We start from the raw sequence: 23,710 nt of genomic DNA, 5'->3' as shown, positions 1-23,710 counted from the left end.
TATGAAAAAATGTAGCTCAAAATAATCTCCAATAGAACTGAAGGGGTGTCACTGAAGATATGAACGGGTAAAATTTTTAATCTATCCTTGTCTTTATTTTTACTCAAGGGCCGGTAGCTCAGCCTGGAAGAGTGCTCGGTTTGCACCCGAGAGGTCCCGGGTTCAAATCCCGGCCGGTCCACCTTTTATAGATTATAATCAAGCTTGTATAATTCTGATCTATACATATCTAGGAACTTTCTCTCCTCATGAAAACTTTGATTATTTTTTTCTAGTGTTAAGAATATAGGTCTGGTAAGATGCCTGTAAGCTCTAGTTTGGTAAATTCCTAATGATAAGTTTCTTATTATATTTTTCATACTCTTATTAGCTGTATTTATAATATATTTACATTTTTTACATTTATATCCCTTATTTTTTCCTAGAGATTTTGTAGATCCACCACATATGGGACATTTAGGATTGACCAATTGTAGATCATTTAATTTTAATATTTCAAACCTCTCCAGCTCTATGATCTTTCCATAAGCTATGGATGGCTTTATAGCCCCATAAGCTACTATTTCGTCACCTTCTTTTAATAATTTAGATGCACTGTTTAACTCCCCAGTTTCTTTATACACGAATAAAATATCGTCGTCTGTAGTCCTAATCATTACATCTCCGCCTTCAAGTATCTTTATATTTTTTATTTGTATAACTTTCTTAATTTGTTGGTAGAAACGATTACCAACTTTTTGGAAATGAATATCAGTATTTTGGTTAGTCTTAAAAATAGCGAAGAAATTGATATCTTCATTTGATTCTATTAGTCCCATAGCTTTAATTAGGTGTTCTATGGAGGTTCCTCTAATACCATATAGGATTGGATCACTTCCGTGTGGAGTTATAAGGGGAGAGTCATTTATGTAATCATAATTTGCAAACGTTAGCGGGAACGTCTCCTCATCAACTCTCTTTACAGAGTCTTCATTTATCATTCTCTTTTTGAGCCAATTTTCTTTTTTCCTATAAGTAATTAATTCATAGGTGTAATCTCCACTCACTCCTAGCGCTGCAATACTTCCGATAATACCTCTATCTCCTCTAATTTCTATATCGTTTTTCTCTGCGAACTTTTTCGCATAATCTATAGGAATAATATCCGATAATCCTTTAATATAGAAATTATATAGTTTTTCGAATGAAGTTTTATATTTATCATATTCAATTATCGCTATTCCAGGTTTTCTTCCATGCTCCAGTGCTAGTGAAACATCCTTAATGTATTTAAGTGAATATGAGAAAATTATATCTGCTAACTCTTTCTTTGTTCCGTTAAAGTCAACAACAAGTTTTATACTTGCGTTGCCCCTTGTCTTCCAAGGTATATTGGGGTTTAGTCTGACTAAATAAGGTAAGTCTAATAAAATAATATTATGGTTTTTATACAAATAGGAGGTCAGAATAACAGAAAAATGTGTAGTGCAACCAAACTTGTAGGAATCGTGGTCGTCAATCCCTATTATATATTTCATTTCTTTATTACACTTCTTCCCTCCATTATTATCATTGTCAATGTCGATCTTACTTTAGGTATCTTTCGTATGGAATTACTGATGAAATTCTTTAGCTTGTCCATATTTTCAGTTTCAACTTTTATTACGATATCATACACCCCATAAACTACATATGCTTCCACGACTTCATTCATGTTTTTTAGTTTTTCGAATACCTCTTCTTCTCCTCCAGCATCTGTATTTATAAGGACTATCGCACTAGCCACTTTTATCCACAGAGTTTTAATTTTATATAGCTATAAGAACTTTGCGACAATTAATGTATCTTTTTTGATTGATTTTGGAAAAGATAAAAATATATGTGAAGATAACCAATAATTCAAATATTTTTTAAAATAACTCTAAATAATTAATATATAATGATATAGGTGATAAAGGTAAGCTTAGTCTTTTAGAGAAGGACAAGAGCGATATATTTTAACTAGAGACGAAATTTTCTATTTTATAACGTCTAAAGATCTCGATAATAAACTATCACTTTAACAGTGTAGAAAGGTTTTCACTAATATACTAGTAGGGACCCCTAGCATAACCCGGCTTCTGTATTGGGGGATTCGACTAAGCGTACTACAAGGAGTCAACCCTTTATTCATTCCCCTTTAACTTGCTCCCAAGAGGTCTACCGTTTCAAGTCCCAACACTTTCATCTATCACGTACTACTAGCAATTACTTGCTAGTAGTTCCGTTCATCTATCTAGTATTAGGACTTCGTTTCTGTGTAGTTGCCAGGGATCCTATCCCTACCCCTTTCGGGGTTCTTGCAAGGGTTGGAGGCCGGAGTTTCCTCAGGGTTTTATCCCGTTACCCCCGCTAGGGGTCCCATAATTAACTTTCTCGTTCATAACTTTAAAATAGTTTTGTGATCACTATAACGATAATTGTTAATGCTAGACTAGCTCCTATTACAATTTTAGGATTTATCTTGATTTTCTCGTTTTCCTCCTCATAATATCTAATTAATCCTGCCATTGACATTACTGGGACAGTCTCTTTTTTCTTCTTTGATGAAGGCATTATAAACCCCTCTTCCTTGGCTATTTATTCTTTATTCCCCTTATTATTTTTATTGCCTTATCGACGTCACTTTCAATTATATTTCCAGTAACAATTATATTTGCTCCGGCTTCAACTAATTTTAAAGCGACTTCCACGCTTCTTATTCCACCTCCTATAATTAACGGGATACTGGAAGCCTTTTTGATAAAAGATATCATTTCTGGCCTTATTGGTTCTGGGGCTCCAGATCCGGCCTCGAGGTAAACAAAATCCATTCCTAAATACTCCGCGGCTAAAGTATAGGCAGTTGCTAACTCAAAATTATCATATGGTATTACTCTGGCCTTGCCTATGTGTGCTGCAGTACCTCCGTGTCCCACTATTACATAAGCAGTTGGTATTACCTCCATTTGTAACATTTTTATGATTGGAGCAGCTACTATTTGTGCACCTATCACATAATATATATCGTCAGAGTTTAATAGGGATAAAAATAATAATGCATCAGCCTTCTCAGATAAAAGGTTTATATTGCTAGGGAATATAATCTTCGGTATTTCATAATCGTCAAGTAAGGATATGACAAAATCTAATTTATCTTTAGAAACACCTAATGTGCCTCCAATAAGAAATGCATCGGTTCCAGCGTTATATAAGTTCTTAGCTATATATTTAAGCTCTTCACTAGAATTAATTTTAAATGGGTCTAGGAGAGAAAAATGTAATTTTTCATTATCATTCAACTTGTCCATGAGGTATTTCTTCACTTTCCCCTTCAATTTCATTTTCTTCTTCCGTATTTTCATTCGTTCTCTCTTTTATTTGTAATCTTCCCTCCAAGTACATGTCTATGAATTTGGAATAAGCATTTGCCTCATCAAATACAGGAGGTACTTCAATTTCAGTATAAAGACCACAACTTCCACATGTAATTGTTGCAACATTATCTTTTATCTTTACACTAATTGAGACCTTTCCACATCTAGGGCATTCAAATGTTTTCGGTAATTTAGGCTTTACTCTGATAATTTTAGTCCTCTTTCGTCTTTTCCCTCCCATAATCGACCACTATTTATTTTTACCTTTCTTCTTTTTCGTATAAATGTCTTTTGTACCTGAAGACTTTATTGGAAATTCCATTAATATTATATAAATTATTATAAATGCCAATATCAAAATCCCTGATATAAACACTAACTGCACATCGTTCAAAGTTAACTCTCCACATTGCTCAATATTCTTCTCAGTTTTAAAGATTTTCCACAGGTGTATATCTCGGTTAAAATTTCTTTAAAATCCCCTGCATACAACTCAATTTTTGTTAATTGATCCTTCTCCAATGCATATTTTAAACCTAAAGTATGATAGCAAAAGTCATACTTGTTTCTTAAAAGTACATTGAATAAATAAAATGGACAACTACAGTAATTAAGGTCAAGGGTGTAATCGTTATTACGCCCAATATAAATAAAAATCGTGAACAAAGTACCTTTAAGAGATAGACTTACAAATCTTCCTTCTTTAACTACTCTTCTAGCTTTCAATAGAAGATGCCTATTTGTTTGATTTGAAGACACTTATACTTCTTTATCCCGCCTAAGGATTAATAATTTATCTAGTAATCAGTTTCACTATCGCTAGTCGATTGCCAAATTGTTGAGATCGTGGCAGAATTTCTAGTATCGTTGTTCCATGATTCATTGGAGATAAAAGTTGTCATAACATTATTTCTGACCTCCACTACCCTAAAGGAGGAGCTTTAGGTTGTGATCTGTTAAAACATTATATAATATAAACTTTTTCCGATTAAAATATGATAAAATTTAAAGTTTGGGCCCGCTGGGATTTGAACCCAGGACCTCCGCCGTGTCAGGGCGACGTCCTAACCAGGCTAGACGACGGGCCCTTAATACTAGGTTATTGTTTTCTCTTTTAAACTTTACCTTCTACTAATTGTAAATACTTACATAAAAAGAAGGATGCCAAACTTACGGCTCCTAAATCTTGTGCATCTTCTACTATTCTTACATACTCCCCTAGAGATTGTTCTATTTTGTTAAAACCACTTCCTTCTATTCCAGAAAATACTATCAATATTTTATCATATTTCATAAGATTATTAAAATCAATTTGTTTTTCAGCATTCTGTGATACTAGGAGTGTAATTTCTGGTTTTAACAAATCTATAGCGTCCTTTAGTTCTGGCAGTACCAAAATAGGCTTATTATATTTAAATGCTAGTTTACTAACTTCTGGAACTCCAGATTGTGCAGCTGTCCCACCTAACTTAGTGAGAACTAAATACTTTACGTATTTTATATTAAAGGCTAATTTAGAAAAGTCCAAGAGTCTTTGATTACTAGTTAGGTTATGTAGGCCGAAATATAACTCTTTCATTTAGTATACCCAGAATCTCTTTAGCTATAGCGGTAGATAAGGCTACTGGAACAGATTCGCCTACTTGATTATATTGTTCATCTTTGCTTCCTAAAAATACATGATCATCAGGATAACTCATTAGTCTGGCCTGCTCTCTCACAGTTAAAAATCTATCATGGAATGGGTGTATAAATCTAGAATTACCCAAAATTGTAGGTGCTAGATCGAATGGAGAAAGTCTAATATATAGTGGCATACTTTTTCCCTTACTCGACTTGTACATTGTTAAATACTCTCCGTACCCAATTTTAGAAATTTTCAGAAGTTTTTTCTCGTTAGGCTCGCTTATCTCGTTATTAGGAACGTCTAGTTTGCTATCTAAATCATGAATCGCATCATAAACTGTGACTCTTTTTTGAATTTTAGTAGGCAATATTTTAACGTTTGAGATGAATACCCTATTTCGTTTAGATGCGTTACCATAATCTTCAGCATGTAGCATATTGAAGAATATAGTATTGTATCCAGCTCTTTTAAATTCATTAATTAGAGCATCTCTTAGTGATTGAGTTTCAATAATCGCTGGAACATTTTCCATTACAAAGATTTTCGGTTTTAGTTCATCCACAATCCTTATGAATTCCAGTGTTAAACTCCCTCTTTGATCTAAATATAATCTATCTAAAGGATCTTGCATACGTAAGGGGTTAGCTGCAGTATATCCCTCACATGGAGGGCCTCCAATTACTACGTCTATTTCATCCCCTACATTTTTTAAAATCTCTTTTCCACTTATTTGTCTTATATCATCTTCAATTACTATTGTATTTGGAAAATTTAATGAATATGTTCTAGCTGCAGCGTGATTTATATCTATTGCTAATTTAGGCTCTATTCCTAATTTTTTGAAACCTAATGAAAATCCTCCAGCTCCAGAAAATAGATCAATGACTTTTATTTGCCCCAAGTTTTGTCTCCTTATCTATCTCTTCCTCTATTTGTCTTATTTTTTGCTCCAAGAATGACTTAATCTTTTCCGTATCATAGTAGGTTAGCTGAGATCCACACTTCAAACATTTAAATTCATTTTCGAACGCTTCCTCAAATGAATATCTACTATTATCTTGTGGACATATGAAGAACGTATTATTTTTCTCATATTCTAATCTTGATTTTAATTTATCTAATATTAATCTTTTTCTATTTAATAGTATCTCATTAATTTGATCTATGTTAGGCTTCCAATAGTAAATGAACCATCCGCTATCTTTATCCCTTGTTTTCCTATAACTTACAAAACCTTGCTCCTCCAGCAAATTCAATTTCTTTCTCACATCATTAACCTTTATATTAAGCTGATTCGCTATTTCTTCATCTGTCATTTCAGTCCCTTTTTCTAGTAGCACTCGCAAAACATCGATCACGTCATCTCCCAACAAGCTTTTCGCTAGATTAATAAACAAGTCCTCTGCGTTAACCATTTCTTATCACCTTCTTGCCAGCATTCTGAGGTAATATCTTTATTTTCGCATCTCCAAATTCCATATATAGCTCTCGTCCCTTATAAATTCTGTCTAAAAAAATTGCCAGTGCTGCTACTTCAGAATGTGGCTGATTTCCTATTGCTACGTTGTAATCTACATTATGATAATACCAACCTTCAACTTTTTCTGCTCCTATGATTATTAATAGAGGATATTTTATTTTATCAAGTTTATCTTGAAGATCGTTAATATTAATTCCATACATTGTTAAGTGTATTACCGTACCTCCTTTTTCTTTCCATTCATTTACAATATTCTTGCCGTTTTCGATTTCTTTTACCAAAAAATATGACGATCCACCCCAACTATCTATGACTTTCGAGATAGATTTTATCATTTTTTCATCTTTACCTTCGATATAAACACCCTTAGCTCCAAAAGCTCTTGCTACTAAGATTACATGTGTTGTAACTCTTTTATCTCTAGCTGGTCTATGGCCTAACCTTAAAACATATATATCTTTTAACTCAACTGTGTTGTTAGCTGGTATATCCTATCCCTTAATAATTCAAGATTTGTTCTCTTTAAAGCTGATATAGGTATGACATCGAATATGGGGGAGTATAACTCTTTTGATAGCTTTTCTATTAGATTAAGTTTTTTATACAAATCACCATCAATTTTATCAATTTTATTAAGGGCTACTAGTATAGGCTTACCCGAAACTCCTATTTCTCTTAAAATTTCGAAAGAGGATTGCAAAGTCTCAATTAGGAAATTTTCCGAAAGCATAGAATCTATTACAAGAATTAATGCATCTGAGTATTTTGCTTCTGACAGAGTTACGAAGAAAGCATCTACAATTTGTGGTGGAATTCCTCTAATAAATCCTACAGTATCAACTAGCATAATCTTTCTATTATTCATAGAGACGGCATATCTTTTAGGTGACATTGTGGTAAATAGTTTTGTATCAACTTTCTGTGTTAACCCGGTTAATGAGTTAAATAACGAGGTCTTTCCGGAGTTTGTGTATCCTACGATTCCAATAGAAGGAATATTGTTCCTCTTATTAGATTCTATGGATTTTTCTTTAAAGGCCTTTATATTTTCTAATTCCTTCATAAGTTTATTGATTCTTCTTTTGTAAAATTTTATTGTAGATTCTACTCCATACGTTCCAGCTCCTAAAGGACCTTGTTGTTCGCCTATTTTTGATTTAGTATACGTTTCCTTTATTATCGGTAGTTCATACTTAAGCCTGGCCAGTTCTATTTGCATTTTTGCTTCTTTTGATCCTGCATGCAATGCAAATATTTCTAAGAGAAGGAGTATTTTGTCTAGGACCTCTTTTCCTTTTAGTTCTTTTCTCAGATTTATAAAGTGTCTGGGCTTAAGTTGTTCGAATACGATTAAAGTGGAAATCTCCTCATCGTTTTTGATTTGTTGCAGCTTATCATATTGTATATAAAATTTCACATTAGGCGATTTTGGTAATTTGTAAATCCTAACTATCTTGTAGTTAGCCCCCTTAACTAATGCGATTGCCTCTTCCTTAAATTCTTCAGATACAAAAAGAACTGCACTTTTCACTTCTTTCCCTCTTTAATATTAACCACATCCCCTAAGGTTAATCCAGTTTCATCGAATCCTTTCTCGCTTTCTTCATTTTCTAATGGGGTAACTAGCTTAATACCAAGAATTTTCTCTAGCTGTCTAGCTTGAGAGATTGTAGGCTTCAATTTACCACTTTCAAATCTTTTAACGATATTTTCCGATACTTTTAATTTCTGTGCTAATTGTTGCTGTGAGATACCCAATTGTTCTCTAGCATTTTTAATAATCTTGTAATAGTCTGCTACAATTTCTAATTCAGTATCTGCCATTTTAGGCGGTTTAGGAGTGGTTTTCTTTTGTGTTTCACTTTTCTTACTATCCTCTTTTACTATCACTGCATGCTTTCTTATTCTATTGTAACATGAATTACATACAGTAATAATTGAGCCTTCATATGACACAGTTATACCTTTACCATGAATTGGAGATCCACATAATTCACAGTATTCTTCACTATTAGCTTGCATATAGATACCTATTGTAAATACTTGTATTAAACGTTTTTAGTCTATGCCAAACAAGTATATATACGAGTTAAATTGTCCGGAGATTTCGACACAATAAGGGATGCTTCTTCTTCAGACGAGGTTCAATTGGTTAGATTGTTAGAAGAAAAAATCAAGTCCTTACAGATTGAAATTGAAAATCTAAGAAAAGAACTAAATTATTATAAAGCAGAAATGGAAAAAATGTTAAGTCCTCCATTAATTGAGGCAGTTGTATTAGACGTTTTACCAGACGGTAGAGTACTAGTTAGAAGTTCGTCTGGACCAAATTTAGTAGTAAATGTAGCTAGTCATATTGATCAAAAATTAATAAAGCCTGGAGTATCTGTTGCCTTAAATCAAAGAGGATCTACTATATTAGAGGTTTTGCCACAGAAGGAAGATCCAATTGTAAAGACAATGGAAATTGTGGAAAAACCTAACGTAACTTATTCTGAGATAGGTGGATTAGAAGAGCAAATAAAGGAGTTAAGGGAAGTTGTGGAATTACCTTTGAAGAAGCCTGAGATATTTAGAGAGATAGGAGTAGAACCACCAAAGGGAGTTTTATTATATGGTCCGCCAGGTACTGGAAAGACTATGTTAGCAAAAGCAGTAGCTACTGAGAGTAATGCCGTCTTCATTCATGTTGTTGCTTCAGAGTTCGCACAAAAATTTGTGGGTGAAGGTGCTAGGATAGTTAGGGAGTTATTTGAAATGGCTAAAAGAAAGGCGCCATCAATAATCTTCATTGATGAAATTGATGCCATAGGTGCTAAGAGAATAGATATAGGAACAAGTGGAGAAAGGGAGATACAGAGAACGTTAATGCAGCTCTTGGCTGAGCTCGATGGATTTAATCCATTGGATAACGTTAAGATTATTGCAGCTACGAATAGGATAGACATATTGGATCCTGCATTATTGCGACCTGGTAGATTTGATAGGATAATAGAGGTTCCCTTACCAGATTTTAGAGGAAGAACTGAGATATTTAACATATACCTAAAGAAAATGAAGGTCGAGGATAATATAAATCTTGAATTATTGTCGCAGCTTTCAGAAGGATTTAGTGGTGCTGATATTAAGAATGTTTGTGTTGAAGCTGCATATATGGCAATTAGGGATGGTAGGAATAAGGTTACAATGAAAGATTTAGTTGATGCTATAACCAAGATTAATGTTAAAAGGAATAATATGGAGAGTATGAAAGAGAGGCGAGAGAAGTATAGCTAAGTATAAAGAGTTTTTAAGTAAACCAGTAGAAGCAAACTATAATGAAATCTTAACCTTACGTTACATTGCTGAATATCAATTCGATTATAATGTTTCTAGATGTTTGTTTCCCGAGGATAAGCATTTTTTAATTCAGAGATCCTTAAATACAAAGAAAATCAGAAACGTGTTAACTAGTGGGGGAGAGTTGTATTTGGTGTTAAGGGCCCAAGATGTTTTATTTTCCCTTACACTGTTAAGCGGAAGTGTAATTAAGGGTTGCTCAAAGTTTCCAGAATATAGGGTTGTAATACCCAAGAATTTGGAAGAGTTTATAAAAAATGGAAGAAATGTTTTCTCTAAACATGTAATAGCAGTAGATAACCGAATAAGAGCTGGAGATGAGGTAATAGTTGTAAATGAAAATGACGAGTTAATAGCAATAGGTAAAGCTAAATTATCCGGAGAAGAAATGATGGAGTATAGAAGAGGTATGGCAGTTCACGTGAAAAGAGGTGTACTAGATGAGTAATGTTAAGATAATAATAAAGAAAGACTTAAGTGAGCTAAAAGGTTCCACATTTATAACTGGATTTAGAACTATAGGGGAGGTAGGCTATTTAGCAATAAGACATTTAGCCTTAAAAAGAAAAATGGAAAGAATAGGGTATGTTGTAACTAAATATTATAGAGACGTCACGTTTGTAGATGATTACGGTATCGCAACACCTTTTGATATATTTTATGACAATGATAAACATTTAGTACTATTACTTAATCATATTTTACCATTTCAACGTGAGTGGAATGATTTCGCTTCAGAAGTTATAAAGTGGGTTAAGAAATTATCAATTAATAATATACTTCTAGTAGGAGCACTAGATAAAAGGTATAAAGTTGGAAATGAGAGTTTAAAATGGCTAAAAACATCAAAATGCAGTTTGAATTTAGATTACCCTCAATTAGACAAACAATTACTAATGGTAGGTCCATTAGCTTTATTCACTTTACATTCTGAAATTGAAGACTTGCCAGCATTAGTTTTGTTACCATATGCAGATCGTGAAAGGACAGATCCAGTAGCAGCTGCAACTGCAATAGAAGTTTTAAATAAAATGCTTAGCTTAAACGTTAGTGTAGATGAATTATACGAAGAGGCAAAAAGAATAGAAGAGGATTTACAAAAACAAATGGAGTTATTGCAGAAAGAATTATCAAGAGGAAGTGCTGATAGAGTCTATATGTAAACCTAGTTTTTCACAGTTCATTAACTCTACTTTTTGGTAATTTTTACGTCTTAAGAACGAAACGATTTTAGTTTTCATGTCGGCTATTACGTCTTCATCTATTTCGTTTGGAATCTCAAATTGAGATAGTGGATAAGAGTCCGAGACCGCTAACGGTATTAAACCAAAAAACGGTATCGCAATAAATATGTCACTACTATTATGATCAGTTATTGTTTCCTTTATACTTTTAATATAATCATATGCAGTATCGCTTATCGTCTTATCATAACAATATATAGATACTTTATCTTTCTTTTGCACATACCTTTCCAAAAATCTCGAGTGACGTATGATTTCTGGCCTATGTAAAGAGTTATTATCAAATAAAAACAAACCTTTTGGATCTCCCCTTATTCTAGGGTCATATTTTTCTAAATAGTCTTTATATTTTATCAATCTTTTGAATGCAGAATATACTGCAGGATGAGAGTAAGCTTTTTCTTGAAGATATTCAAATAGTCTTCCTTCCTTAATTGCTTGTTTAGTTGCTTTGAATTCTTCTAAAATAGTATAAAGGTTATGAATAGCTAATGCTCTTGTTCTTTCTCCCTCATTCATTTCAAGTAAATCTTTAGGAGTATATTTAGAACATATTGGACAAGAACATGGAAAATATTCTAAATCCTCTAATTTGTATACACGTGTCCTAGTAATATATCTATTATCTCTAGCATATATTATATATGAGGCAGAATCAAAGCTATCCACTCCTAATGCTACTGCAAATGGAATGATATGAGGTAACCCTCCTCCGAATAAATGAAACGGAATTCCTCTTTTTATGTTAGATTTAGCAGCATAAATCATGTCAATTACGGTATCATACATGTACCGCTCTAAGAGAACTGTTGGACTACCAAGCGCAACCATATTGTATATGTTTTCAAATTTAGATAATCCTTCAGCAGAAGTCTTAACTAGATCAAGATATTTTCCTCCTTGTATCGGATATACCCAAATAATATTGCTATCTTGATTTTTTACTATGATTTTTGATGCTTCTTCTACTCTCTTTAAAGTCTCATATACTGTTATTTTCGCATTTTCATAATCATTTGTATTTCCGGTAGGTAAATCTAATATTACCCCAATGTCTGGTTTTATCTTGAGCTGATAATTCACTATCTCATAATTGGTTATTCCTATGTCCCCATACTCTAGAATTTGATATGCTCCCGAATCCGTCATTATGATCATATCTTCAGAGTTTAGCTCCTTATGTATATCATCTTTTATATATTTATTTTTATATAATATATACGAATTTGTGATAAAATTTTTAAAGCCTATATTTTTAATCTCATCTATTGATATTTCATCTTTTAATATATTAATTACTGGAAAGAATACTGGAGTTTCTAAATTACCGCTTCTTGTTTTTAAGATTCCTATTCTTCCTGCCAAATCTTCGTATTTCGCTTCAAATACGGTCATAGACCTAATTCCTTTTTCTTTTTATTTATATAATCGTTGTATAGATCGTAAATTCTTTGGGCCATTGGCCCACTTCCTTCTACTCCATTTTGTGATACTTTAATTCTCTCCAGAATTGTCACTATCCCTGTCTCTTCGTAAACTTTTATATCAGCTGGCCTTAAATTTAAGGATTTTTCAACTAATTCTGCAAACTCTCTTGGCTCAAATAGAGGAGGATTCTTAATTATTATCTCAGAAATTGTATTTCCATTTATCATTAACTTATAGAAAGTGTTATTATTATCATCTTTAACATTTGTTAAGCTAATAATAAATGGCGAAAGTTCATATGCATAAAGTTGGCCAGTATACGTTTTTCCATTAGTTGTTTTTACAATAATAGTCTTATCTATTAGGTTATTTAATTCGCTCGAGATTCTTCTTCCACTACTCATATTATAGTCCCCAATAACGTTAATAAATTAAAACTTAAATAGTAATATGATGGAATCAAAGGCACAAGAAATAATTCTAAGTTGTGAAATAAATAGTATTGAAAGAGGCAGCCTAAAGAATTTATCCATAATACACATGTCTTGCAACGACTTTAATATAAGTTTTGATATAATTGATAGCATTAATATATTTAGCCAAAAAGAAAAAGTGAAGGCTTTCATTTCTAAAAATAGACTATCATATACTAATGATGACTTCTGTGGACACGGCTATATAGTTACTGAGCTCAAAGATTCTTCTTCAAACAACGGAAATAGATATATAACGATAATTTCATTATTTGGATTGCTAGTAAAGATAATAAGCAATAAAGAAAGCTTTCTTAAAATACATCAATTAAATGTTATGGATCATATTTACTTCTGTGTGAAGAAAAATACTTAGTATGGGATGAATTTGTTTTCATAGTTTCCTTTCTTATCCATTATCGCTAAATCTATTCCATCTCCAGATGTGATATCACGTTCTATAGATGCTTTTATCGCCTTTGTTATTAATTGTGCTGCTATGTCTAAATTCATATTAGGATCATATTCAGATTCAAGAACTCCTATAGCGATCCTGGCTCCCGATCCCACTGCAGCGTAGTTATCTTCAATTAATGAGCCTATAGGGTCTAATACATAAAGTTGTGGCCCTTTTTCATCGACTCCACCGAATAGAATCTCTGAAATGAACGGCATTATTTTATACTGATATAGTATTACTGAAAGTAATTTAGCTGCAGCGTGAACAGAAATTGGTTTACCAGTTGAAATCTCATAGTACTTTATTTCTACATTCATTATTCTCGTCAAAGTCTGTAAGTCACCATATATTCCGGCCCCCGCCATGAGAAATTTACCTATTTTATGTACTTTCTTCGCTTGTTTACTTAGTACATAACCACCATAGCTTAATCGTCTTTCAGAAGCTAATACAATTCCATCAATTACCTTTAAACCAACAGCAGTTGCAGGCAATTCTTCCATGTTAGTTTACCCATAAATATACTTCTAAATGCCATTTATAACGTTTGTTTTATTGCATCTTCAACGTTCTCTAGTGGAACGGAAATCTGTTTTCGTGTAATTAAATTTCTAACCGTTATCATATTTTTCTCCAATTCTTGTTTACCTATTATTATCGCGAGTTTAAATCCTTGTGAGGCGTAGTAAGGTAATAGCTTTGAAAGAGGCTGATCTTTAGTGTTTATTACTACCTTATATTCTTCTTTTCTTAATATCCTCGATACCATAAACATGGATGGAATTGCATCTTCTGACATGCCTATTACTATTACATTTACTGGTTCTTCAACTTTCAAGTCTTTAATTACTAATAAAGTTCTCTCAACTCCTATTGCAAATCCTATTGCAGGTGAGGGTAAGCCACCATAAAGTTCTATAAGTTTATCATATCTACCTCCTCCGGCAATACTAAACTGTACCGAGGGATGAAGAACCTCAAATATTAATCCAGTATAATATGCCAATCCTCTTACAAAACCTAAGTCAATCTTAAATTTTATATTTAAGTTGCTTAGAATCCTAGATAATCGAAATAGATATAAAAATTCACTTTTAATATCTAGTCTTGAAACTTCCTCTAATTCGGCTAGGGATTCTATATCTTCTAGTTTTGTATCCTTCTTAGTTAGAATCTTATTAAAAAAGTCTATTATATCTTTATTCTTTATGTTTTTTTCAAGGATATCTAGAGCTTCGTTAATCTTGTTCTTATCTATTAGATGCAAGATGTGCTCTTGCAAATTATCTTCAATATTATATTTGTCCATTATTTTTCTAAATACGCCAATATTATTTATTTTAATAGTTATATCATTAGAAAGATTAAGCTTATCATAAAAATTATATAACAAGTCTAGTACTTCTAGATCAGCTAAGATGGAAGAATCACCTATCATCTCTATTCCAGCTTGTCTAAATTCTCTATATCTGCCATATTGCGGTTCATCATATCTATAAACGGTACCAAAGTAAAATAGTCTTATCGGCTTCGGTGAACTCTGTAAGTTTTGTATGTAAGCTCTTGCTACACCTGGTGTTATTTCAGGCCTTAATGATAACTCTCTATCTGCCTTATCCTTAAACACATACATGGTTTCCCTTAACTCCTCCCCGCCCTTCAACGCAAACAGTTTAAATTCTTCTACTACTGGAGTTATAATTTCAGAATATCCATATTTTATTGCTAAGTCTCTGAAGATAGATTCTAAATATCTAATTTTTTCTGCGTCGATTCCAATATAGTCTTTCATACCTCTTACTGTTTCAAATTTTGTCATCTTCAGTCACTTTGACATTTTTATCTCAGATATTGTATAATATGTTACATCCCCATATTTATCAACAATTGAAAGATAAAGTTCTAAATTCATTGATTTTGACTGATGTAGTTTATCTAATATTTTCTTAAAACTTACCTTTTCATTTTCATCTACTATTAAAACCATAGTAGTGTATTTTCCACTTTCCTTATCCTTTATTATAAGCGATTGTTCATCTATACCGTCAATTACAACTCTTCCTCTCTGCTTTAAGTCAACAAATACATCAACTTTATCCCAATTTACAAGATAAATGATCTCACTAGATAACTGTTTAGATGAGCTTAATGCTAAATATATCTTCTCTAAAGTAGTTTCAGCTTTCTCAGACATTATAGTCACATTATCAAAAATAAGTATATTCCCCATAAAAGTTATTGTTTTCATATGGAATGCCCTGTATGTGGTTCAAACGAAATAGTTTGGGATAATAAGAACGGGGAAGTTGTATGTAGTAATTGTGGTATAATTATTGATAATATTTACTATAGCGGGCAAAACGAATCAGAGAGTACAGATACAATCATAATAAGTAATACGTTCTATAAGGATGAAATTCTAATTAAAGAATTAAGAATTAAAAATTTCTTAAAGAAGAATCGTATTAAAAACAAGAAAACAGATCAATATGAAATTATCTTAAGATCTATGTTAGTTGATGCTCAATATAAAAAAATATATAAAGTGTTATATGACGAGGGTATTTTGAGTGGTTTAAAAGCTAAAAGTAAACTAGGTCTTCTAATTTATTTTAGATTTGCATTAAACGATCGATATTTACATCAATTGAAGGAATTTAATATAAAAAATGAAAATCTTAGAAAAATACTTAAAAGAATTGGTAGGAAACGTTTAACATTAATTTTCGATAAACTCAACGAAGAAAGTGATCGGATCTGATTTGAGTAAAATTTTTATATAACCTTTTTTTAAGACAGAGTGGAAGGTGCGTAAAATGGCAACAGCTACAGTTGCAACTACACCCGAAGGTATACCTGTAATAATTTTAAAAGAGGGATCAAGTAGAACATATGGAAAAGAAGCTTTAAGGGCTAATATTGCTGCAGTGAAAGCAATTGAAGAGGCATTAAAAAGCACCTATGGTCCACGTGGAATGGATAAGATGCTTGTTGATAGCTTAGGAGATATTACAATAACAAATGATGGAGCCACTATTCTTGATAAAATGGATTTACAACACCCAACAGGTAAGCTTTTAGTTCAGATAGCTAAAGGACAAGACGAGGAAACAGCTGATGGCACTAAAACTGCTGTAATTCTTGCTGGAGAATTAGCTAAAAAAGCAGAAGATCTTTTATATAAGGAGATTCACCCAACAATAATTGTAAGCGGATATAAGAAGGCAGAAGAAATTGCATTAAAGACCATCCAAGATATAGCACAACCGGTCAGCATAAATGATACTGACGTACTTAGGAAAGTAGCATTAACATCCTTAGGCAGTAAGGCAGTAGCAGGCGCACGAGAGTATTTAGCTGACCTTGTGGTTAAAGCAGTGGCACAAGTAGCAGAATTAAGAGGAGATAAGTGGTATGTTGATCTAGATAATGTACAAATAGTTAAAAAACATGGTGGTAGCATTAATGATACTCAATTAGTATACGGCATAGTAGTTGATAAGGAAGTTGTACATCCGGGCATGCCAAAGAGGATTGAAAATGCTAAGATAGCCCTTTTAGACGCTTCATTAGAAGTTGAGAAACCCGAATTGGATGCAGAAATAAGAATTAACGATCCAACACAGATGCACAAATTCTTGGAAGAAGAAGAAAACATATTGAAAGAAAAAGTAGATAAGATTGCAGCTACTGGTGCTAACGTTGTAATATGCCAGAAAGGTATCGATGAAGTTGCACAACACTATTTAGCTAAGAAAGGTATATTAGCTGTTAGGAGAGCCAAGAAGAGTGATTTAGAGAAATTAGCTAGAGCTACCGGAGGTAGAGTCATATCAAATATTGATGAATTAACTTCACAAGATCTAGGTTATGCCGCATTAGTGGAAGAGAGAAAAGTAGGAGAGGATAAGATGGTATTCGTAGAAGGTGCAAAGAATCCAAAATCAGTTAGTATACTAATAAGAGGAGGATTAGAGAGAGTAGTAGATGAGACTGAAAGAGCTCTTAGGGACGCTTTAGGTACAGTGGCAGATGTAATAAGGGATGGTAGAGCAGTAGCTGGTGGTGGAGCTGTTGAGATAGAGATAGCTAAGAGATTAAGAAAGTATGCCCCACAAGTTGGTGGTAAAGAGCAATTAGCAATTGAAGCATATGCTAATGCAATAGAAGGACTTATCATGATATTGGCGGAAAACGCAGGATTAGATCCTATAGACAAATTAATGCAATTAAGAAGTCTTCACGAGAATGAGACCAATAAATGGTATGGACTTAATTTATTTACTGGAAATCCAGAGGATATGTGGAAATTAGGTGTTATTGAACCGGCACTAGTGAAAATGAATGCAATTAAGGCTGCAACAGAAGCAGTAACATTAGTGTTAAGAATAGATGATATTGTAGCAGCTGGAAAGAAGGGTGGAAGTGAGCCAGGCGGTAAGAAAGAGAAAGAAGAAAAGTCCTCTGAAGACTAAGACATTTTTTTAATTTTAATTATTATAGGAACTTTTAGATTTGGCGCGCTTATTACTGCCTCGCCTATGTCTAGTTTATCTAAACTTTGTGTAAGCCTTTCATCAAGTGATAACGTATCTCTAATAGCCTTCTTATCAATATCAGATTTTATTGAATGAATAATTTTGATATTTGTATTTTTTAACACATTCTGTGAAAGTAGTGAAGGCGATTGTGTAATAAAGCATAGTCCTATATTATATTTTCTGATCTCAGAGGCTAATCTATCTATAAATTCATTCCCTTCCTTATTGAAATAATTTTGAGCTTCATCTAGAATAATAAGAGTCTGTCGAGTTATCTTATATCTTATATAACTTTCCACTATAAGTTTTATTAGGAATAATGAATACAATTTCCTAAGTTTAAGATTCGAAATAAATCCTAAGTTTATGATTGTAGAAGTCGTCAAATAGTCTGGGAACTCATTAAGGGAAATTTCATCTATAGTAGAAAATAATTTTGAAGCAGTTGGTGTAAATAAGATAAATATTTTTCTAAGCAACGCATATTTTACGTCTCTCATCCAATATGAGGTATCCTCAATATTATTAATAACTTCTAATAACTGGTTAATTGAGAATTTTCTATAGCTTTTTAGTTTTAATAATATAGTGTAAAGTAAAAATCGTTGTGGATCTGTTAATTGTAAAACATCTCCAATAATATCTACTGTATCCTCTACGTCCAGATCTATCAAGTGCAACGGATTTATTTTTACTATAGTTTCCTCATCATAAACTCTAAAATCGTTTTTAAGGAATTGAGCATATTCGCCATGCCAATCTAATATAATCACCTTAACACCTTTGATGTGTAATTGAGAAGCTAAAAGTATCGCCGTATTTGTTTTTCCAGATCCAGTACTCCCAAATATGCCTATATGTCTTGTTATGTCCTTTACTCTTATACCTACCTTTGATGTTACTGTTCCATTGGTAGCCTCTCCTATCTCTACGTCAAAATCCTCAGATACAATATTATTAGAGTTAATAGGATTGGTGTAGGTTATCTCTGACACCGTTAAAAAAGGGTAGTTCCCAAAGGTCATCGGAATTGGAAGTACGTTTTTTGATGGTTGAACAACTTTAAACTCTAAATGCGGAGCTATGGCTTTTGCTAGCACCAATAAATTATTTACTTCTTCCATAAAACTATCTAGCCCTATATCAGCAGAATTCTCTAATATCTTATAAATTATAATCGAAGAACCTAGTTTATTTTTTTCTACTATAGTGAATATTGTGAACTTAAAGTCAGAATCTTTTCGGGCTATCGCATTTATAAAGTCTTTAAGTTCTTTTTCTATATCGTTTTTATTCGAAGTTGGTTCAATTTTACCTGTTATTTTCATAGCAACACCACAAACACAAGTATTGTCGTAAACAATTTGGAAGATTCCATTTTTTAGAATATATTTATTTATTTTTAATTTTAAAGAATTTCTAAAAATAAACGAAATAATTATCACTATTATAATTGGTACCATGAAAAACACTAAGTTAATATTAATTAAATTATGGAACAGAATACCAATTCCCAGAACTATGAGTAATATAGGAATCCAAAGATTTTTATTCATCTTGTAACGAGTTTTATAATTATTAACTACAGCGAGTCGATTAAAAGTAATGCGTTCTTAGTTAAAATTAATCTTTCTTTATTTCCTACAATTTGATATGGTAAGTAGTCTTCTTTAGTACTAACAGCCTTTTTACATTCTATTAAATACAACTCATTCACCTTATCGATTTCACTTCTAATGTAATCTAATGCATCTTTTATTTGTTCATATGGTAATAGGAGAAGTAAGAAAAACATAGTTGGACTCTTTATCTTATTTCTAGTTGTAGTATAGTTGAAGTATAAAAAGCAAGCTTGTCTTAGCACCCCTTCAAACGGTACGAGAGGTAAGACTTGCCTAACATAATTATTGTCGTTTTTAATTAAGTTATTAACTTTAGCAACGTCTATCTTATTTAACTTACTTACTTGAACCTTCGATATCTCTAACCACCATGATTTATGGGTATTATCTCAATGATATCATTTTCATTTAAAAATTGATTATCATATAATCTCCAGTCTTTTCCATTTATTAATATTATAATTCCAGATTTTATTTGATTATTATGGTCCAATATTAGATGCTTCTCGCCATCTATCTTCAGTAATACATTAAAAAGTTCTTTATCACTGACGTCTATTTCTCTGCAATTAAGTTGAGAAACTAGTGGTCCCTTTAATATCACTTTCGGCATTCTAGATCTCTTCTGATATTTCCTCCTTCTCTTCAGTTGGAGAAGTCTCTTTTTCTTTCATGATTTTATAATACCTTGTAAGATATCCCGCTATTCTGTTCCTCACTTTCTTTGACTTTACATCAACATACCTAACAACTATTTGTTTATTTGTATTATAATCATCTTTTATTTCATCTTTATATTGGTTATATATCTCCTTTACTATTCTTTTTATATCTTTAGTGTATATATTACCCATTTGAATCACCTTATTCATGCGAACTTTCGTGTGAATATACGCTTGGTTTAGTTTTATACATATCTGTCTCTTTCTTAAATCTATTCTTCAACTTCTCTATTACTAATGGCAGTGTGGTGTACTCCATTTCTTGTGGCTCTAATCTATGAGGCATAAATGGGCCATGTTTCCTAATGTAATCCGCAATTATTACAGCTGTTCTCCTTACCTCATCAAATGCAGGATCATCAAATAAATCAGTAGGCCCTACTAGTTTCCCATTTTTGATGTTAAATCCTAAACCTACTAACCTAGGAGGACCATCAAACCTTGTGGCTCTCGCATCCTTTTGTGATACTGGCATAAGAGGTCCATAGTGACTACCTCTCATCCACCCCGGTACCAAATAAGGTACTGTAAATGCTTCTAAGATTTCTCCTAACGCAGGCAAACCGTGTTGAGCTCTTACTACCATAACTGGATCGTCTTTGCCTACGTATTTGCCAGCTATTAGATTCAATCTTTCTACAGAAATAACTGAGGCTTGTAAATTATCGGCCTTCCTATAAACTCTCCTAACAATGTATCTGCTAGGGGTTCCTATTAACGCAAGTAGATCGTAACTCTCTTCTGGCGTATTTAAAATTATTGACTCTCCTTCATATACATCTAAAACTTCAAATTTATATCCTTCATGCATGGTTGGATCTATTACCAGCCCAGCAGTATTGAATGGGTCTGCAAATATTTTATATAATGGTAGATTATATGCACCAGGCTCAGTCTTATCAGCCATAAAAATAACCACTGGTTCAGCAGGTCTCTCGTCAAATTCCATTTCAGCAATTCCAGGACCCATTCCTCTAAGATTGCCAGAAAAGGAATCTGAAAGTAAATCTTGTCCTGCAGCATATAATCCTAAATCCTTAGCTACTTTCGCAGCTTCTTTAAAGGCATTCCAGGCTGTTTCATGAACTTTAGTATCCAGTTCTCCTCTATTATGAGTCATTATTAATTGTAAATCGTCTCCAACATAGGTTATGTAATAGTCGGAAATTACGTTATTCCTTTTAGCTTCTGCTAATATCTTATTAGCTGCAGCTATAGTATCAGGATGAACAACATGATGTCCAGCTAGGCTTCCTATATCGGCCTTGATCACACTAAGTGTAGTTTTCATAATTTAATTTAGATATACATAACTAAAAATCTTACTGGGTAGAAAGAACCATGGAGTAATAGTCTCCTCTTTCTTTCTGGACCCTATCTAAGTAACTCCCTATCTTATTTACTCTAGGTCTGCCAGTCTCAGCATCTCTTCTGAACGTTACCTCTAATTCTCTCAAAAATTCATTCATTCCCGTTTTTAGCGTTACTGGAGATGTGGCAAATCCGGCTTTCTCTGGCTCTCCTTTGAAAACGATAATTCTATCCGCTATGTAGTCATGTATTGAAAGATCATGATCTACGATAAAAGTTACTGCTTTTCTCTCTCTCGTGACTCTCTTTATAGCTTTAGCAACTATATATCTCTCTTCAATATCGAGATAAGAGGAAGGTTCATCTAAAACATAAAGATCAGCCTCTTTCGCTAAAGTCGCAGCTATATATAATTTCTGTAACTCACCTCCACTTAGGTTATTCACATTAGACTCTAGTAACCTATGTAAGTTAAGTCTCTTAGTCACTTCCTCGAAAAACCATGATGACGTAGAGAGCGCATCTTTGCTTACGTTTTCTAAGTACTGTTGAACTGTTCCATCGTAATTAGGTAAAATTCGTTGTGGTTTATAAGATAATATTTGTTTTTCAGGAGTTACAGAGCCTTCATCTGCTGAAATTTCACCAACTAATATTCTTGCAAAAGTTGTCTTTCCTATCCCGTTTGGTCCTAAAATTCCGATTATTTCTCCCTCTTTAGCCTCTCCTTCATTTACTACTAGCTGAAAATCACCTAACTTCTTGACTATCTTAGTCCATTTCATTTTTGTTTTTAGATCTTTAGAGAGATCTAAATCACTAACCTCTTTTAGCATAAACCTTATTTCGTCTGGTCTTATTTTCATATTTTCCGCTGGTAAATATCCTTTTAGAAAATTATTTATACCAACTCTCGCTGCATATGATTTTGACACCCTTCCATATACTGAACTTTCTCCATAAATTATGTGTATCAGATCTGTAAGATAATCTAAAACTATCAAGTCATGATCAACAACTATAACGTATTTATTCTTTAGTAATTCTCTAATTGCTCTAGCCATATTCATTCTTTCCCTAACGTCTAGATAAGAAGAAGGTTCGTCAAATATATATACATCTGCTTCTCTCAATAATGAAGCACCTATTAGTAATCGTTGAAGACCTCCTCCAGAAAGTACATTAGCATCCTTATTCCAAAGATTAGCCATGTTTAGAAGTTCTTTAACTTCATCTTTTCTCCCTCTTTCGTCTACCTTTGTCAAAATTTCATTTACTGTACCTTTAAGGAATTTTGAAGCGTATTCAACGTATTGAATCTTATGTACTATTCTTAACCCATTATTATATAATTCCTTAAAATAATTATATAATTCCTTACCTCTAAACCTTTTTAATACTTCATCCTTTCCTAATTCGGAATTAGGATCCCCAAAATTCGGAATTAACTCACCAGCCAGTATTTTAAGCACTGTAGTTTTCCCTACTCCATTCTTTCCTAATACTCCTAATATCGTATTATTTTTAGGCGTTGGTAAGCCAAACAATTTAAATCCATTTACTTTGTATCTGTGTATAACCTCCCCTTCCAACTCGTCTGGCAAGTTTACGATCGATATCGCTTCGTATGGACATTTCTTCACACATATTCCACAACCTATACAAGTTTCTTCATAAATTACTGGTTTCCCTTTAACGATGTCCGATAGTTCTATTGCTTTTCCTCCAGATCTATCAACAGGACAGAAGTTTATACATTCTAAGTTACATTTATCTGGCTTACAAAAGTCATAATTTATTACGGCAACTCTCACGAACACTCACCTACTATGTAGAAATATACTTGTTGTTAGAATACTCACATCCTATAAAATTACCCTCTATGTCATTTAATAAATCTTCCTCTACTTTTAATATTTTTCCTAATTTTAATCCTTCTCGAGAGATGACTGTAATAGGAAAAACCCTTAATACAAAAACATTCTAACTTTTCTCTAAAAGGTCAATCTATAATTGATGAGAATTTCGAGATCATTCATGAAGCTAAGAGAACCCCTTATATATGGATATGAAACTTGCCTTATAATTT

29 protein-coding genes, 2 tRNA genes and 1 other RNA gene are annotated in these 23,710 nt (G+C 32.8%); 7 read left to right on the top strand and 25 right to left on the bottom strand.

Features of this window, described 5'->3' with window-relative positions; genetic code table 11:
* Positions 1 to 107: 107 nt before the first annotated feature.
* A tRNA-Ala gene (locus tag J5U23_RS15610) sits at positions 108 to 181 on the top strand.
* 4 nt (positions 182 to 185) lie between these two features.
* On the opposite strand, the gene J5U23_RS15605 is transcribed toward J5U23_RS15610, so the two are convergent.
* The 14 genes from J5U23_RS15605 to J5U23_RS15540 all read right to left on the bottom strand — a co-directional run bounded on the left by J5U23_RS15605 (position 186) and on the right by J5U23_RS15540 (position 8,503).
* The gene (locus J5U23_RS15605) at positions 186 to 1,517 is read right to left on the bottom strand and encodes a tRNA(Ile)(2)-agmatinylcytidine synthase (protein ID WP_218266585.1); all 1,332 of its coding nucleotides are present in this window, start codon (positions 1,515 to 1,517) and stop codon (positions 186 to 188) included.
* Positions 1,514 to 1,765 carry an Lrp/AsnC ligand binding domain-containing protein gene (locus J5U23_RS15600; protein WP_009990524.1) on the bottom strand — a complete coding sequence of 84 codons (252 nt, stop codon included), beginning with the start codon at positions 1,763 to 1,765 and terminating at the stop codon, positions 1,514 to 1,516. The genes J5U23_RS15605 and J5U23_RS15600 overlap by 4 nt, the downstream gene beginning before the upstream one ends.
* Before the next feature lie 310 nt (positions 1,766 to 2,075).
* An RNA gene (gene rnpB / locus J5U23_RS15595) (RNase P RNA component) lies at positions 2,076 to 2,381 on the bottom strand.
* A gap of 25 nt (positions 2,382 to 2,406) precedes the next feature.
* Positions 2,407 to 2,574 (bottom strand): preprotein translocase subunit Sec61beta, encoded by a 168-nt coding sequence (locus J5U23_RS15590; protein WP_012711854.1) that lies wholly within the window; start codon positions 2,572 to 2,574, stop codon positions 2,407 to 2,409.
* Between the two features lie 20 nt (positions 2,575 to 2,594).
* Complete coding sequence (locus tag J5U23_RS15585) at positions 2,595 to 3,341, bottom strand: phosphoglycerol geranylgeranyltransferase (RefSeq protein WP_456153904.1); 747 nt, start codon at positions 3,339 to 3,341, stop codon at positions 2,595 to 2,597.
* On the bottom strand, positions 3,292 to 3,615 hold the full coding sequence (locus J5U23_RS15580) for a transcription elongation factor (RefSeq protein WP_218258935.1): 324 nt from the start codon (positions 3,613 to 3,615) through the stop codon (positions 3,292 to 3,294). Before J5U23_RS15580 ends, J5U23_RS15585 begins: the two co-directional genes overlap by 50 nt.
* A gap of 155 nt (positions 3,616 to 3,770) precedes the next feature.
* Entirely contained in the window at positions 3,771 to 4,133 is a 363-nt protein-coding gene (locus J5U23_RS15575; RefSeq protein ID WP_218258934.1) for an SWIM zinc finger family protein, read from the bottom strand.
* A 254-nt stretch (positions 4,134 to 4,387) separates the two neighbouring features.
* Positions 4,388 to 4,462: transfer RNA gene (locus J5U23_RS15570), tRNA-Val, on the bottom strand.
* Between the two features lie 26 nt (positions 4,463 to 4,488).
* Positions 4,489 to 4,953: a RecB-family nuclease gene (locus J5U23_RS15565; RefSeq protein ID WP_218258923.1), complete on the bottom strand. Its 465-nt coding sequence runs from the start codon at positions 4,951 to 4,953 to the stop codon at positions 4,489 to 4,491.
* Positions 4,925 to 5,902 (bottom strand): DNA cytosine methyltransferase, encoded by a 978-nt coding sequence (locus J5U23_RS15560; protein ID WP_218266584.1) that lies wholly within the window; start codon positions 5,900 to 5,902, stop codon positions 4,925 to 4,927. Before J5U23_RS15560 ends, J5U23_RS15565 begins: the two co-directional genes overlap by 29 nt.
* On the bottom strand, positions 5,880 to 6,416 hold the full coding sequence (tfe, locus tag J5U23_RS15555) for a transcription factor E (protein WP_012711838.1): 537 nt from the start codon (positions 6,414 to 6,416) through the stop codon (positions 5,880 to 5,882). Before tfe ends, J5U23_RS15560 begins: the two co-directional genes overlap by 23 nt.
* On the bottom strand, positions 6,409 to 6,936 hold the full coding sequence (locus J5U23_RS15550) for a tRNA methyltransferase (RefSeq protein ID WP_218267563.1): 528 nt from the start codon (positions 6,934 to 6,936) through the stop codon (positions 6,409 to 6,411). Before J5U23_RS15550 ends, tfe begins: the two co-directional genes overlap by 8 nt.
* Before the next feature lie 5 nt (positions 6,937 to 6,941).
* On the bottom strand, positions 6,942 to 8,012 hold the full coding sequence (gene hflX / locus J5U23_RS15545) for a GTPase HflX (protein WP_218266583.1): 1,071 nt from the start codon (positions 8,010 to 8,012) through the stop codon (positions 6,942 to 6,944).
* On the bottom strand, positions 8,009 to 8,503 hold the full coding sequence (locus J5U23_RS15540; protein WP_218260948.1) for a multiprotein bridging factor aMBF1: 495 nt from the start codon (positions 8,501 to 8,503) through the stop codon (positions 8,009 to 8,011). The genes hflX and J5U23_RS15540 overlap by 4 nt, the downstream gene beginning before the upstream one ends.
* Positions 8,504 to 8,575: 72 nt before the next feature.
* Here J5U23_RS15540 and J5U23_RS15535 point away from each other — a divergent pair, with 72 nt between their 5' ends.
* From J5U23_RS15535 to J5U23_RS15525, 3 genes are all read left to right on the top strand, one after another.
* On the top strand, positions 8,576 to 9,757 hold the full coding sequence (locus J5U23_RS15535) for a proteasome-activating nucleotidase (protein ID WP_012711834.1): 1,182 nt from the start codon (positions 8,576 to 8,578) through the stop codon (positions 9,755 to 9,757).
* A 103-nt stretch (positions 9,758 to 9,860) separates the two neighbouring features.
* The gene (locus tag J5U23_RS15530) at positions 9,861 to 10,268 is read left to right on the top strand and encodes a PUA domain-containing protein (RefSeq protein ID WP_240780697.1); all 408 of its coding nucleotides are present in this window, start codon (positions 9,861 to 9,863) and stop codon (positions 10,266 to 10,268) included.
* Positions 10,261 to 10,983 (top strand): proteasome assembly chaperone family protein, encoded by a 723-nt coding sequence (locus J5U23_RS15525; protein WP_218258919.1) that lies wholly within the window; start codon positions 10,261 to 10,263, stop codon positions 10,981 to 10,983. Before J5U23_RS15530 ends, J5U23_RS15525 begins: the two co-directional genes overlap by 8 nt.
* Here the strand turns inward: J5U23_RS15525 and tgtA are convergent.
* On the bottom strand, positions 10,951 to 12,459 hold the full coding sequence (gene tgtA, locus J5U23_RS15520) for a tRNA guanosine(15) transglycosylase TgtA (RefSeq protein ID WP_218258918.1): 1,509 nt from the start codon (positions 12,457 to 12,459) through the stop codon (positions 10,951 to 10,953). The genes J5U23_RS15525 and tgtA overlap by 33 nt on opposite strands.
* Entirely contained in the window at positions 12,456 to 12,896 is a 441-nt protein-coding gene (locus tag J5U23_RS15515) for an Lsm family RNA-binding protein (protein WP_218258917.1), read from the bottom strand. Before J5U23_RS15515 ends, tgtA begins: the two co-directional genes overlap by 4 nt.
* Before the next feature lie 46 nt (positions 12,897 to 12,942).
* Between J5U23_RS15515 and J5U23_RS15510 the strand changes: the two genes are divergently transcribed.
* Positions 12,943 to 13,341 carry a DNA-directed RNA polymerase subunit G gene (locus J5U23_RS15510; RefSeq protein ID WP_218258916.1) on the top strand — a complete coding sequence of 133 codons (399 nt, stop codon included), beginning with the start codon at positions 12,943 to 12,945 and terminating at the stop codon, positions 13,339 to 13,341.
* Here J5U23_RS15510 and psmB read toward each other — a convergent pair.
* Genes psmB through J5U23_RS15495 form a run of 3 tightly spaced genes read right to left on the bottom strand, consistent with a single transcriptional unit; the run spans position 13,338 to position 15,673 of the window.
* Positions 13,338 to 13,928, bottom strand: coding sequence for an archaeal proteasome endopeptidase complex subunit beta (gene psmB, locus J5U23_RS15505; RefSeq protein ID WP_218258915.1), 591 nt, complete (start codon positions 13,926 to 13,928; stop codon positions 13,338 to 13,340). The two genes, J5U23_RS15510 and psmB, sit on opposite strands and share 4 nt — an antisense overlap.
* A 35-nt stretch (positions 13,929 to 13,963) precedes the next feature.
* Positions 13,964 to 15,244 carry a histidine--tRNA ligase gene (gene hisS, locus J5U23_RS15500; protein ID WP_218258914.1) on the bottom strand — a complete coding sequence of 427 codons (1,281 nt, stop codon included), beginning with the start codon at positions 15,242 to 15,244 and terminating at the stop codon, positions 13,964 to 13,966.
* Positions 15,245 to 15,250: 6 nt separating this feature from the next.
* Positions 15,251 to 15,673 (bottom strand): hypothetical protein, encoded by a 423-nt coding sequence (locus tag J5U23_RS15495; protein ID WP_218258913.1) that lies wholly within the window; start codon positions 15,671 to 15,673, stop codon positions 15,251 to 15,253.
* On the opposite strand from J5U23_RS15495, the gene J5U23_RS15490 reads away from it, so the two are divergent.
* Together J5U23_RS15490 and thsB are read left to right on the top strand one after the other, a co-directional pair.
* Entirely contained in the window at positions 15,674 to 16,186 is a 513-nt protein-coding gene (locus J5U23_RS15490) for a TFIIB-type zinc ribbon-containing protein (RefSeq protein WP_218258912.1), read from the top strand.
* 55 nt (positions 16,187 to 16,241) lie between these two features.
* Positions 16,242 to 17,900 (top strand): thermosome subunit beta, encoded by a 1,659-nt coding sequence (gene thsB, locus J5U23_RS15485; RefSeq protein WP_218258911.1) that lies wholly within the window; start codon positions 16,242 to 16,244, stop codon positions 17,898 to 17,900.
* On the opposite strand, the gene J5U23_RS15480 is transcribed toward thsB, so the two are convergent.
* The 6 genes from J5U23_RS15480 to J5U23_RS15455 all read right to left on the bottom strand — a co-directional run bounded on the left by J5U23_RS15480 (position 17,897) and on the right by J5U23_RS15455 (position 23,441).
* Positions 17,897 to 19,522 (bottom strand): ATP-binding protein, encoded by a 1,626-nt coding sequence (locus J5U23_RS15480; protein ID WP_218258910.1) that lies wholly within the window; start codon positions 19,520 to 19,522, stop codon positions 17,897 to 17,899. The genes thsB and J5U23_RS15480 overlap by 4 nt on opposite strands.
* Positions 19,523 to 19,548: 26 nt before the next feature.
* On the bottom strand, positions 19,549 to 19,830 hold the full coding sequence (locus J5U23_RS15475) for a hypothetical protein (protein ID WP_218258909.1): 282 nt from the start codon (positions 19,828 to 19,830) through the stop codon (positions 19,549 to 19,551).
* Between the two features lie 119 nt (positions 19,831 to 19,949).
* Complete coding sequence (locus J5U23_RS15470) at positions 19,950 to 20,201, bottom strand: hypothetical protein (RefSeq protein ID WP_218258908.1); 252 nt, start codon at positions 20,199 to 20,201, stop codon at positions 19,950 to 19,952.
* Position 20,202: 1 nt separating this feature from the next.
* Entirely contained in the window at positions 20,203 to 20,442 is a 240-nt protein-coding gene (locus J5U23_RS15465; protein ID WP_012711820.1) for a 30S ribosomal protein S17e, read from the bottom strand.
* 10 nt (positions 20,443 to 20,452) lie between these two features.
* Entirely contained in the window at positions 20,453 to 21,601 is a 1,149-nt protein-coding gene (fbp, locus tag J5U23_RS15460; RefSeq protein ID WP_218266582.1) for a fructose-1,6-bisphosphate aldolase/phosphatase, read from the bottom strand.
* Between the two features lie 31 nt (positions 21,602 to 21,632).
* Positions 21,633 to 23,441, bottom strand: coding sequence for a ribosome biogenesis/translation initiation ATPase RLI (locus J5U23_RS15455; RefSeq protein WP_218266581.1), 1,809 nt, complete (start codon positions 23,439 to 23,441; stop codon positions 21,633 to 21,635).
* Between the last annotated feature and the right edge of the window lie 269 nt (positions 23,442 to 23,710).

The sequence above is a fragment of the Saccharolobus shibatae B12 genome (assembly GCF_019175345.1).
GTDB classification, from domain to species: Archaea; Thermoproteota; Thermoprotei_A; order Sulfolobales; family Sulfolobaceae; genus Saccharolobus; species Saccharolobus shibatae.
This window is presented reverse-complemented; position numbering and strand designations above follow the sequence as displayed.